This is a genomic window from Colwellia sp. 1_MG-2023 (genome assembly GCF_030546755.1).
In the GTDB taxonomy this organism is placed as follows: domain Bacteria; phylum Pseudomonadota; class Gammaproteobacteria; order Enterobacterales; family Alteromonadaceae; genus Thalassotalea_H.
In genome coordinates this window covers 1-12,773 of the sequence record NZ_JAUOPE010000005.1, presented here as the reverse complement: position 1 = coordinate 12,773, position 12,773 = coordinate 1, and the positions used below count along the sequence as shown (strand labels likewise).

The window sequence follows — 12,773 nt, the reverse complement described above, 5'->3', positions numbered from 1 at the left end:
AAGTTCAACAACCAAATAAAAATAATTCTACCAACTAGATAACGCTGGCATAGTAAACTGCTCTTGTTGATAACTTAATAAAACTTGTTGAGGGAAAATTTTAGTCAGTACCACTCCTTGAGCAATTTGCTCACCTTCGCGGCGATCTTTACCATTGACGCGAACCCATCCCTGACCTTCAGTGGCAAAGATATGCATGTCAAATTGTAACGAAGGTAACGATTCTTGTAATCTCACAGGCAATTGATGAACGGCGCGATATTGCTGAACATCATCATCAATGATCTCGTCATTAGTATTTGCATACCCATGATCATTTTGGTTTGATACGTTTTGTTGATTCTCTATGATATTTGTTGGTTTTGTTTCATCAATAGCTGCTTTAAAGCGGGTAAGAACATCCTCAGAAACCCCCGGTTCAGCAACAATATCAAACTGCTCATTTGTGATAACTTTATTATCATGCGTTAGCGTTACTTTTTCAGGCTGGTATCCTAACACCCTAGGTTTTGCGTGTTGTTCGATATTTGCAGCTAAAGCAGCATCGTCCGTTATTAATTGTTCAGTATCAGCATTAACGACTTCGTTATTAGACTGATTAATCGTAGGACTATCTAGATTAAGATGAGGAGCAAGTTGATTGGGTTGTGCTTTATTTACAGTAGAAGTAGCTGTTTGCTGAGTATCTGTAGCCACGTTAGTATTTAGTTGATTTTCAACAATCGTTTGATTAGCGTCATTGTTTTTTGGGCTATCAGCTACAGTGCTTAGCACAACATCGGTTGTCGATATTTTATCCGTACCAAACCAATACCCGAGATAACCAACCATACCAACTAACAATATCAACGAGGCAATTTTCATCGGTAAATGCCAAACTGGCGCTTTTATTTGGTGATCTCCCAGAGCTTCAACAGCGGCTTGTTGAATAATAGAGCGTCCGATAACCGCATCGTTTTTACTGTAGGCAATCACTAAAGCCCGCTCACATAACAAGTTTATTACTCGAGGAATACCATTAGATATTTTGTGTAAAGCAGATATCGCCGCTTTATTAAATAAAGCTCTTGTACAGTGAGCGACAGATAATCGATGTTGAATATATTGGCTCAATTCCTGTTTTGTTAACGGTAATAAATGATAGCGTGCGGTGATTCGTTGCGCTAATTGTCTTAAATCTCTACGCTGTAATAGTTGCTGTAATTCAGGCTGACCTATTAATATCACCTGTAATAGTTTTTTGGTATTTGTCTCTAAATTTGTCAACAAACGTAATTGTTCAAGCACTTCAGGTTTAAGGTGTTGAGCTTCGTCTATAATCAATAAAGTATTGATATTTTCTTGGTGATTTTTTTGCAGCTTAGTTTGAATTTTATCAGTTAAATATTTAAGGGTAGCTCCGGTTTTTTTATAACGAATTTTTAAGTTATCGCAAATACATGCCAGTAATTCTTCACACGATAACGTTGGATTGAGAATAAATGAGGCTTGCGTATTCTCTGGCAACTTATCCATCACAGTTCGACTAATGGTGGTTTTTCCAGTCCCCACTTCGCCCGTGAGCAAAACAAAGCCTCCGTTGTCGCCTAAACCATAACTTAAGTGAGCGAGTGCTTCACGATGGCGATCACTCATAAATAGATAAGCTGGATCAGGGGCGATGGTAAATGGCGCTTCACTTAAACCAAAATAAGCTGTGTACATAACTCTTCATTAAATATAAAAAACAACCTCAAGAAAGTACCTTGTCGTCTATCAGAAGTCAAAAAATCACGAACGACTATGGTAAACTTATGGTAAGTTTGACGCGTTGTAGTAATTTACTGACGGTTATAGCTGTGACTTTATGCTCCTTTTAAACAATGAATAGAAAATAATGCCTGAAATTAGTAACTTAACATCCCTTAATATTTACCTAGTTGGTGGAGCTGTACGTGATCAACTACTTAATCGAGAAGTTTATGATCATGACTGGGTGGTAGTAGGCAGCACAGTAGACGAAATGCTTTCGCTGGGTTTTACACAAGTAGGGAAAGATTTTCCAGTATTTTTACACCCTGATACTAAAGAAGAGTACGCCTTAGCTAGAACTGAGCGTAAACAAGGTAGAGGCTACACTGGCTTTATTTGTAATGCTGATACAAATGTTTCATTGGAAGATGATTTGCTTCGTCGAGATCTCACGATTAACGCCATGGCTTTAAGTGATACTGGCGACATTATTGATCCTTACGGCGGTAAAAAAGATTTAGAAAATAGAATATTACGCCATGTCTCAAGCGCCTTTATCGAAGATCCATTAAGGGTATTAAGAGTAGCCCGCTTCGCAACTAGGTTTCATCAATATGGTTTTACAATTGCCCCTGAAACCATGGCACTTATGCAAGCAATAAGTGAAGGTGATGAGTTACTGACTTTATCGGGTGAACGCATTTGGCAAGAAATGTCTCGCAGCTTGGCAGAAGCTCATCCTGAAGTATTTTTTCATACTTTACGTGACTGTGGCGCGCTAAAAAAACTGTGGCCTGAATTAGATGCATTATGGGGCATCTCTAATCCTGTAAATCATCATCCTGCAAATCATCACCCAAAAGGTTGCTCAGGTATTCATACTATGATGGTGTTACAGCAAAGTGTTACATTATCAGACAAAATATCAGTCCGCTTTGCCACCCTTTGTCATGATCTGGGCAAAACCTTATCCAGCAAAGACTCACTACCTAAACATATTGGCCATGAACAACGTGGTTTACCTTTAATAGAAAAAGTTTGTCAAACATTCAAAGTGCCTAATAAAGTAAAATCATTAGCCCTAAAAGTGTGCCAATTTCACTTGCAAAGTCATCGAGCTTTTGAATTAAAGCCGCAAACTATTTTAACTTTATTTAATAAACTCGATGTATGGCGAAAACCCGATGAATTTGAAGACTTTTTAATCGTTTGTGAAGCTGACTTTAAAGGGCGACTGACTAGTGAAAATCAAACATACTTACAATCAAACTTCCTGCGTAACATAGCAGATGAATGTGCAAAAATTAATGCAAAAAAATTCGTCAAGCAAGGATTAAAAGGAAAAGCAATTAAAGAAGCAATGGATATCGAGAGAATGAATGTTATTAACTGTATCAGCTCAAAAATTTCAATCTGATACAGTTAGAGATATATTATATTACTATTCATTCAAATGTTTGGCATGGAAGTGCAAATGATCTTCTATAAAACTAGCAATAAAATAATAGCTATGATCATAACCTTCGTGAAGACTTAATTCTAATGGATAACCACTAGCTTTTGCGGCCTCTTCTAATGTTTCAGGCTTTAATTGCTCAGCTAAAAAGTCATCTGATAAACCTTGGTCAACTTTTGCAGGAACCATTTGTGTGGCTTCTCTCATAAGCTCGCTAGCATCGAAGTTTCGCCAGGTAGATTGGTCTTTTCCAAGATAAGCGTTAAATGCCTTTTGTCCCCAAGGTGCATTGATGGGGTTACAAATAGGGCTAAAGGCTGACATTGAGCAATAACGGTTGGGATTTAGCATAGCAATGATAAGCGCACCATGACCTCCCATTGAATGCCCACTAATTGCACGTTTCTGAGAAACAGGAAAAGTTGCTTCAATAAGTTCAGGTAATTCTTTCACGATATAATCATACATTTGATAGTGACGATTCCAAGGTGCTTGAGTCGCATTGACGTAAAAACCTGCCCCTTGTCCCAAATCATAACCATCATCATCGGCTATGCCTTCTCCACGAGGACTAGTATCTGGAGCCACAATAGCAATACCTAATTGTGCAGCAATACGCTGTGCTCCTGCTTTTTGCATGAAGTTTTCATCGGTGCAGGTAAGTCCCGATAACCAATATAAAACCGGAACTTTTTGGTTTTTAGCTACCTGTGGAGGTAAGTAAATAGCAAATCGCATCTTAGTGTTTAAGGTTTCTGAGTGATGGCAATATTGTTTGTGCCAACCACCAAAACTCTTGTTTGCACTTGTATTTTCAATTAAATAATCTGTTGTCATGATAAAGCCCTGAATGTAGCCTCTTTATTTTTCGAGATATAAGAGGCTACTAACTGCCTAATAAAGTTAAATAATTACTGGTAAAATGTTTAGTTATTATTTATCAAAGTGAATAACGGAGCGAATACTTTTCCCTTGGTGCATCAATTCAAATGATTCATTGATATCTTCAAGTGCCATAGTATGCGTAATAAAATCACTGAGCTTGAACTCGCCCGCTAAGTAACGTTCTACATAATCAGGTAATTCTGTACGGCCTTTAACGCCACCAAATGCTGTACCACGCCAGACACGGCCCGTGACTAATTGAAACGGTCGAGTTGAAATTTCTTGGCCTGCTCCTGCAACACCAATTATCACTGACTCGCCCCACCCTTTATGACAACACTCTAAAGCCGACCGCATTAAGTTAACGTTACCAATACACTCAAATGAGTAATCAACACCACCGTCAGTTAATTCAACAATCACATCTTGTATCGCTTTGTCGTGATCTTTTGGATTAATAAAATCAGTTGCACCTAATTTTTTCGCCAATTCAAATTTACTTTCGTTAATATCAATGGCAATTATGCGTGATGCTTTAGCCATTGTTGATCCAATAACCGCTGAAAGACCAATACCGCCAAGACCAAAAATGGCTACCGTTGCGCCTTCTTCAACCTTTGCCGTATTCATTACTGCGCCCATGCCCGTAGTAACACCACAGCCTAATAGACACACCTCTTCTAATGGCGCCTCTTTATTTACTTTTGCTAAAGATATTTCAGGTAACACTGTATATTCAGAAAATGTCGAACAGCCCATGTAATGAAAAATTGGCTGACCGTCTTTATAAAAACGTGTTGTACCATCAGGCATTAATCCCTGACCTTGAGTTTCACGAATTTTCTGACAAAGGTTAGTTTTACCTGATAAGCAAAATTTACATTCGCCACATTCAGGTGTGTATAAAGGAATAACATGATCGCCCACTTGCACGCTCGTAACACCTTCGCCTACTTGTTCGACAATACCACCACCTTCATGACCAAGTATGACTGGGAAAATACCTTCAGGATCCTCGCCAGATAAAGTAAATGCATCGGTATGACATACACCAGAAGCAATAATTTTAACTAATACTTCACCTTTGCGAGGGAGCATCACATCAACTTCTTCAATAGATAAAGGCTGTTTAGGGCCCCAAGCAATAGCGGCTTTTGATTTTATAAATTTATCCGTCATTCAAATTCTCACTTTTTAAAAATAATAATTAGGTAAAGAGTAATTCATTCAGTTCGTAGTAATAGTTAACCGTTAATCACTTTGTTCTTCATTAATCTGTACGTTCTTGAGATAAACTAAAAGGTGCCACGCTTAATAAAAGAGAAATTTAGATCATCTCTAAACGCTTTAATAAATAAATGTAGAAGCATTGTCATTATTAAGGTAATTATTTAGTTATTTTCTACCTTAGTACTTTCTCTTAAGACATTAGTACCTTAGTACTTTTGATAAAATTGATTATAACTAATACATATAGGATGATAATATAGCTATTTATAAAATCACTTTTACACATAGGTAACAATTATGAAGTGGGATGGGGTTAGCGAATTTGTATTTGTCGCTGAAAATGAAAGCTTCACATTGGCCTCTAAAAAGATGGCAATATCTACAGCGCAAGTTAGTCGTCAAATAAGTGCCTTAGAAAAACGCCTTAATACCAAATTATTTTATCGGACAACACGAAAGGTATCGCTAACTGAAGAAGGTCGTGTTTTTTACCAGCACTGTCGCAGTGTACTCGACGGATTAGACGCAGCCGAGCGAGCTATCACCAATTTACAATCAAAACCTCATGGTAAAATTAAATTAACAGCCCCTGTCACATATGGTGAGCAGCAAATATTACCGCTAGTGAACAACTTTATTAGTCAATATGAAGATGTTGAAGTGTCTGCTTATTTAAGTAATCGCCAAGTTGATTTACTTGAAGACGGTTACGACTTAGCAATTCGATTGGGCAAATTAAGTGATTCTTCAATGATCGCCAAGAAGCTAGGTAAAAGAACAATCTATGTTTGTGCTTCGCCATGCTATTTAGAAAAATATGGTATGCCACATTCTATATCAGAGCTCAGTCATCATAGTTGTTTATTGGGCACTAATGATTATTGGCATTTTAAAGAATCAGGAAGGGAAAAAAGCGTTAGAGTAACGGGTAAATTACGCTACAACAATGGCTATGGTTTAACCGATGCCGCCTTAAAGGATTTAGGCGTAGTACAGTTACCCGATTATTATGTTCAGCCATATATAAAAAGTGGTGAACTGGTTCCTTTGTTAGAAAATTACCGTGCCCCTGATGAGGGAATATGGGCGCTATACCCTCAAAATCGACACTTATCTCCTAAAATAAGAATGTTGGTTGATTACTTAGCCGAACAATTACTTTAATATTCAGGCCTATCAAAGAACATTGCTCAAAGATATTCCTCAAAGGTATTCCTCAAAGGTATTGTTCTGGCCGGTTAACGGTTAAGTTAGCTAGCATCAAATAATAATTCTTTCTATTGCTTATTTTTATTATTTCTCTCTTTGATCAGTTGCTGAAATTTTTTAACGGCAAGCTCTGGATCTGGGGCTTCAGTTATTGCAGTAACCACAGCAATTGAACTTACCCCCGTGTTTAGCACGGATTTGGCACGCGCTAAATTGATACCGCCAATCGCAACCGTCGGTATTTCAGGTGTTAATTTCACTAAATCAGATAACGTTTTTACCCCCTGAATTTGCCCTGTCATATCTTTGGTTTTTGTTGGAAAAATAGCGCCAATAGCAAGATAGGAAGGTTGATATTGTTTAATCTTCAATAACTCAAAATGACCGTGGCTACTTATACCTAAGCGAAGACCTGTTTGTTTAATTGCTTTGAGATCAGCGGTTTGAATATCTTCCTGCCCTAAATGCACGCCATATGCGTTATATTTAATCGCTAATTGCCAATAATCATTAATAAACAGCATGGCTTTATATTGTTTGCCCAAAGTAACTGCTTGCTTGATTGCATGTGCTAACGGCTCACCAGTCAGTGTTTTTTCACGATATTGTATAAGCTTAACGCCTAATTTTAATAACCGTTTTAGCCATGTAAGTGAATCTACCACAGGATATAATCCTAGTGACTTAGCATCAAGAGGGGCAAACCCTGACTCAAAATTCGCTGCTTTGGCTTTTGTTTCTAGATTTTTTTCTTCATACCATTCGATAGATTGCGCCAAATTAGAGCCATTCACTAATACCTCAGGGTAATCATTGATATTACTTGGCCACTGACCTTGCCATATCGCACCAAAATTACTATTTTTCTCCCCGGCAGCCTTTAATCCTTGATTAAGATAAGCTTTAGCAATAATAAATGCGTCTTTTAATGCATAATCTTGCGCTACTAAGGCGGCAATAGCCGAGGCAAAAGTACAGCCTGTGCCATGGTTGTTTTGGCTTGATATTTTATTACTAGTTAACCAATAACTTTCGTGTCCGTCTGTACAATAATCAACACACTTATTTTCAGCAATTTCAAGATGGCCACCTTTGAGAATAGTGGCACTAACACCTAGGGTTAAGATTCGTTGTGCCGCTGCCACCATACAATCCCAAGAAAAGGCAAATACACCCGTAATTTTTTGCATTTCTTTACCGTTGGGGGTGAGTAAGTTAACAAGCGGTAATAATTTTTCTTTGATTGTCGGCAACGTATCATCTTCGGTTAAATCAGAGCCGTTTGAGGCAATGGCGACTGGATCGTAAATAATAAAAGGTTTATTTGACCATTCTTGATTGAAGCGAATGATCTGCTCAACAACTAATTCAACTTGTTGATTATTGGCAAGTAAACCAATTTTAATAACGTTTGCGGGTTTAACTTGCTCTAACGCGATTATTTGCGACAAAATGACTTTTTCTGACAATGGATTAATTGCTTCAACACCAAAACTATTTTGAGCAGTTACCGCAGTGATCACTGAGCCAACATCGACACCTAAGTTATGCATGGTTTTAATATCAGCTTGCGCCCCTGCCCCCCCTGAACAATCACTGCCTGCTATTGTCCAAACGACGGCTTTACTCTCTACTTGATTCATTCATGATCCTGTTAATTTTGTTGCCAAAAAGGTGTGTCTAATGTCGGTGTGCTCGGCTGTGCTGTTTGTCGTTGTTGCATAATGCCCGCACGATAGGCTTGTTCGCCGGATAAAAGCGCATCAGCAAATGCTTTAGCCATTAAAATGGGATCGTCAGCCAACGCAACGGCGCTATTAAGTAAAATACCGTCATAGCCCATTTCCATCGCTAAACAAGCATCTGAGGGTTTACCAATACCGGCATCTAAAATTAATGTGGCTTTAGGCAAACGAGCACGAATAGTTGCTAAGTTATAAGGGTTCATCAAACCTTTACCTGTGCCAATGGGAGACGCCCATGGCATAATAACTTCACAACCTAAATCATAAAGGCGCTGGCATAAAACTAAGTCGTCAGTACAATACGGCAGAACTTTAAAACCATCATTGATCAAAATTTCAGCCGCTTTTAATAGCTCAACGGGATCCGGTTGTAAATTGTAATCATCACCAATAACTTCAAGTTTTAGCCAAGAAGTTTGAAACAATTCTCGACTCATTTGTGCCAATGTCACTACTTCTTTCGCTGTTTTACAACCGGCGGTATTAGGTAGTAAAAAACCATGATTTTGCTTTACAATATCTTGAATATATTGCCAAATTTTCTGTCCAGATTGTTGTTGTGGATTTTGCCGTTTTAGCGACAAAGTCACTACTTGAGCGCCACTAGCGATAATCGCCTTTTTCATAATATCTGGCGACGGATAAAGCGCGCTGCCAATTAAAAGTCGGCTATTCAGTTGCTCGCCGTAAATGGATAAACTCATTGCTAGCCTCCAACGATAGGAAATAGTACGTCGATTGAATCGCCATCATTTAATAGCGTCGATGAATATTGGCTTTTACTAACAAAATCACTATTGAGGGCAACAGCAAAACTCATTTTTTGCTGCCTTGATGTTAAATATTGCGCTAGCACATCAGTTAAATTTGCCTTTGATTTTTTACTAATGTCGTTGCTTTGGAGTATTAGCGCCTCACCATTGATATGCACTTTCATATTGATGTTCCTGTTACTACTTTTTGATCTAATTGCGACACTGCTAATGTCACTTTTTTCAGCATTACCGGGGCAATAAGAAAACCATGGCGATACAAGCCATTCACTTGAATCAAGCGTTGATTAACTAACAATTTTGGTTGATTGTCGCTAAAAGCAGGTCGTAATTGACTGATATGTTGACGAATATTCGCTTCGGCAAATCCGGCATTTACGCTATAAGCCGCACTGAGTAATTCAAGCGCTGAGCGTACTGTCATTGGCGATAAATCATCACTTTCAATTTCAGTGGCGCCAACCAAATAAAGATGATTTGGCTTAGGCGCGATATAAAGCTGATACCTTGGATGCATTAATCTTATTGGCCGAGATAAATGCACCTCAGGGGCAAATAAATGAAACAACTCCCCCCTTACCGCGCGTAAATCGTGAAGCGACGAAGTTTGTTGTTTTTCACCATAGCTTTTTCTAGCTCCAACCCCTCGACAGTCAATCACTAAATCAAAGGTTTGAACTTGCCCGTATACGGTTAATTGACAATGACTCGCTTGATTCTTTAATTGTGAGACTTCAGCCTCAGTAAACCAATTAACCTGTTCTAGCTCCAGCTGTTTTTGCAAGGCCGTTAATAACTTTCGATTATCAATTTGCCCTTCATCGGGTAGAAATAAACCTTGGTTAAATTGAGGGGTTAACTCAGGCTCTAACTCGTTTAATTGCTGTCTGTTTAATGCATTTACAGTACATTGGCCATAATTTCGCTCGATATGCTGAACAAAACGTTGGTAATCACCTTTGTCTTGTTCATGGCTGACCATGATCGCCCCTTGTTTCTGAAAATAAACATTTTCATCTAATGTGGCTAACAATTCAGGCCACATTTTTAAGGAGGTAAAGCCCATTTCAACTATGTTAGGCTCACAACTCATTGACTCGCCAAGAGGTGTTAATAGACCACCGGCAGCATAAGCTGCACTCTGCTTGGCTTGTTTATTATCCTTGTCGTACAGACACACTTGATAGCCTTGCCTTGCTAAAGACAAAGCAATCAGGCGTCCCATTAAACCGGCTCCAACGACCGCAATTTTCATGATGGTTTTATTTCCCCGATGTTCATGTCATCGAATAAATTCACGTGTTCAATAACCACGGTAATTATTTCGCTGGCTGATATATTTCACTACCTGATCCTTTAAATTCAGCTGACTTTTCAGCCATACCCTGCACAGCTTGCTTAAGCTCGGCATTGTTGGTTGTGATATCTTCATCAAGTAACTTAATCGTGATAGCTTGATCTTCAATGTCAGCCGCGTAATCTCGCACTTCTTGGCTTATTTTCATTGAACAAAACTTAGGCCCGCACATAGAGCAAAAATGGGCAACTTTTCCTGATTCTTGCGGTAGGGTTTCGTCGTGATACTCACGAGCGCGCTCAGGATCTAATCCTAAGTTAAATTGATCGTGCCAGCGGAATTCAAAACGGGCTTTAGATAAAGCATTATCTCGAATTTGCGCGCCAGGATGTCCTTTCGCCAGATCCCCCGCGTGTGCCGCAATTTTGTAGGTAATTAAACCTTCTTTAACATCTTCTTTATTGGGTAAACCTAAGTGTTCTTTTGGCGTGACGTAACACAACATGGCACAACCGTACCAGCCAATATTAGCGGCACCAATACCAGAGGTTATATGATCGTAACCCGGTGCTATGTCTGTGGTTAATGGCCCCAAAGTATAAAATGGCGCTTCACCGCAATGCTCTAATTGTTGCTCCATGTTTTCTTTGATCATATGCAATGGCACATGCCCCGGCCCTTCTATAATAGTTTGCACATCATGCTGCCAAGCAATTTTAGTTAATTCACCTAAGGTTTTTAACTCGCTAAATTGTGCTTCATCGTTCGCATCAGCGACTGAACCTGGCCTTAAACCATCACCTAATGAAAAAGAAACATCGTATTTTTTACAGATTTCACAAATATCTTCAAAATGTGTGTAGAGAAAATTTTCTTGGTGGTGGGATAAACACCATTTCGCCATGATTGAACCGCCACGCGAGACAATGCCAGTGACTCGTTTAGCGGTCATTGGCACATATCTAAGTAATACGCCGGCATGAATCGTGAAATAATCAACCCCTTGCTCAGCTTGTTCAATTAACGTATCGCGAAAAATCTCCCAAGTTAAGTCTTCAGCCACGCCGTTGACTTTTTCCAAAGCTTGGTAAATTGGCACGGTACCAATGGGTACTGGCGAGTTACGAATGATCCACTCACGCGTTTCATGAATATATCGACCAGTCGATAAATCCATTACGGTATCAGCGCCCCATTTCGTCGACCACACTAGCTTTTCAACTTCTTCTTCAATCGATGAAGTAACGGCTGAATTACCAATGTTAGCGTTTACTTTAATTAAAAAATTACGACCTATGATCATCGGCTCAGCTTCTGGATGATTAATGTTTGATGGAATGATGGCGCGCCCTCTGGCGACTTCATCTCTTACAAATTCAGCAGTGATTTCATTTGGAATGCTAGCGCCAAAGCTTTGGCCCGGATGTTGTTGGGTTAACATCTCATCATCAAGTTGCTGTCGTTTAAGGTTTTCACGAATAGCAATGTATTCCATTTCTGGCGTAATAATACCTTGGCGGGCGTAATGCATTTGTGTGACATTTTTCCCTGGTAATGCTCGGCGAACCTTAGGAAGATTCTCAAAGCGAATATGATCTAAGCCTTCGTCAGCCAAACGTTGTTGACTATATCCCGAGGTTGCCCCTTCTAAAACTTCGGTATCATTTCTGGCTTCAATCCAACTAGCACGTAATTTAGCTAACCCTTTATGTACGTCAATTTGCGTATCTTCATCCGTATAAGGGCCTGACGTGTCGTAAACACAAATGGGTTGATTAGGCTCTAAAATGGGGTTTTCTTGTGTACCGCCAACGAAAGAGTCGGCGAGTGAAATTTCTCGCATCCCAACATTTATTGAGTGCATGTTGCCTTCAATGTAGACTTTTTTAGAGTTTGGAAAACGTTGATTTGAACAGTTTGTTAAAAATTGCTCTGCTTGTGCGCGACGTTCGCGGCGAGTTAGTTTAGTCATGGTTCAGCCTTTCGTAAGTTCGCTCAAAAATTTGAGCACAAAAGACGGAGTGTAGATATACAGGAGCTGTGTAAAACTAACTAAATAATAGTTAGTGTTAATTCCCTTGTTTCCTTCGCAGATATTAGTCTGAATCAGGTTCTACGGATCCCGCTTTCGCGATCTCAGCCAATACAAAATGTAAATGGCACTCCGACAAGTCGGGTCGATACTATATGATTCAAATTTGTTGCGCAACTACGAATAAGTGCTAAGAATAAAAATATATTAGGGCGTGTTTAACTTTCAAGGATAAATTTTGTTCAAAATAAAAGTCATTTATTCAAGGCGTGAGTTAACTTGAGAAAATTTCAGTTGCTATCTGCACGTATTTTCATTATCCTCCTTGCCGTTAAATTTGCCTCGATAGCTCAGTCGGTAGAGCAGAGGATTGAAAATCCTCGTGTCCCTGGTTCGATTCCGGGTCGAGGCACCA

At 39.2% G+C, this 12,773-nt stretch carries 10 protein-coding genes, 1 tRNA gene and 1 riboswitch; of the genes, 3 read left to right on the top strand and 8 right to left on the bottom strand.

The window, feature by feature from the left end:
• Positions 1–27: 27 nt before the first annotated feature.
• Positions 28–1,704 (bottom strand): AAA family ATPase, encoded by a 1,677-nt coding sequence (locus Q4493_RS07075; protein WP_303450824.1) that lies wholly within the window; start codon positions 1,702–1,704, stop codon positions 28–30.
• A 172-nt stretch (positions 1,705–1,876) separates the two neighbouring features.
• On the opposite strand from Q4493_RS07075, the gene Q4493_RS07070 reads away from it, so the two are divergent.
• Positions 1,877–3,148, top strand: a complete 1,272-nt coding sequence (locus tag Q4493_RS07070; RefSeq protein ID WP_303450821.1) for a multifunctional CCA addition/repair protein — start codon at positions 1,877–1,879, stop codon at positions 3,146–3,148.
• A 24-nt stretch (positions 3,149–3,172) separates the two neighbouring features.
• On the opposite strand, the gene fghA is transcribed toward Q4493_RS07070, so the two are convergent.
• Complete coding sequence (gene fghA / locus Q4493_RS07065; RefSeq protein ID WP_303450818.1) at positions 3,173–4,024, bottom strand: S-formylglutathione hydrolase; 852 nt, start codon at positions 4,022–4,024, stop codon at positions 3,173–3,175.
• 96 nt (positions 4,025–4,120) lie between these two features.
• Positions 4,121–5,251 carry an S-(hydroxymethyl)glutathione dehydrogenase/class III alcohol dehydrogenase gene (locus Q4493_RS07060; RefSeq protein WP_303450815.1) on the bottom strand — a complete coding sequence of 377 codons (1,131 nt, stop codon included), beginning with the start codon at positions 5,249–5,251 and terminating at the stop codon, positions 4,121–4,123.
• A gap of 348 nt (positions 5,252–5,599) precedes the next feature.
• On the opposite strand from Q4493_RS07060, the gene Q4493_RS07055 reads away from it, so the two are divergent.
• A complete protein-coding gene (locus Q4493_RS07055) occupies positions 5,600–6,466 on the top strand; it encodes a LysR family transcriptional regulator (RefSeq protein ID WP_303450812.1) in 867 nt (288 codons plus the stop codon).
• Positions 6,467–6,579: 113 nt separating this feature from the next.
• Here Q4493_RS07055 and thiE read toward each other — a convergent pair whose 3' ends face one another.
• The 5 genes from thiE to thiC all read right to left on the bottom strand — a co-directional run bounded on the left by thiE (position 6,580) and on the right by thiC (position 12,298).
• Positions 6,580–8,154: a thiamine phosphate synthase gene (thiE, locus tag Q4493_RS07050; protein WP_303450809.1), complete on the bottom strand. Its 1,575-nt coding sequence runs from the start codon at positions 8,152–8,154 to the stop codon at positions 6,580–6,582.
• Positions 8,155–8,165: 11 nt separating this feature from the next.
• Positions 8,166–8,960, bottom strand: coding sequence for a thiazole synthase (locus Q4493_RS07045; RefSeq protein WP_303450807.1), 795 nt, complete (start codon positions 8,958–8,960; stop codon positions 8,166–8,168).
• 2 nt (positions 8,961–8,962) lie between these two features.
• Positions 8,963–9,193, bottom strand: a complete 231-nt coding sequence (gene thiS / locus Q4493_RS07040) for a sulfur carrier protein ThiS (RefSeq protein ID WP_303450805.1) — start codon at positions 9,191–9,193, stop codon at positions 8,963–8,965.
• Complete coding sequence (gene thiO, locus Q4493_RS07035) at positions 9,190–10,284, bottom strand: glycine oxidase ThiO (RefSeq protein ID WP_303450802.1); 1,095 nt, start codon at positions 10,282–10,284, stop codon at positions 9,190–9,192. Before thiO ends, thiS begins: the two co-directional genes overlap by 4 nt.
• A 64-nt stretch (positions 10,285–10,348) precedes the next feature.
• The gene (thiC, locus tag Q4493_RS07030) at positions 10,349–12,298 is read right to left on the bottom strand and encodes a phosphomethylpyrimidine synthase ThiC (protein WP_303450800.1); all 1,950 of its coding nucleotides are present in this window, start codon (positions 12,296–12,298) and stop codon (positions 10,349–10,351) included.
• A gap of 93 nt (positions 12,299–12,391) precedes the next feature.
• A riboswitch (TPP riboswitch) is annotated at positions 12,392–12,503 on the bottom strand.
• A 194-nt stretch (positions 12,504–12,697) separates the two neighbouring features.
• Between thiC and Q4493_RS07025 the strand changes: the two genes are divergently transcribed.
• Positions 12,698–12,773: transfer RNA gene (locus Q4493_RS07025), tRNA-Phe, on the top strand.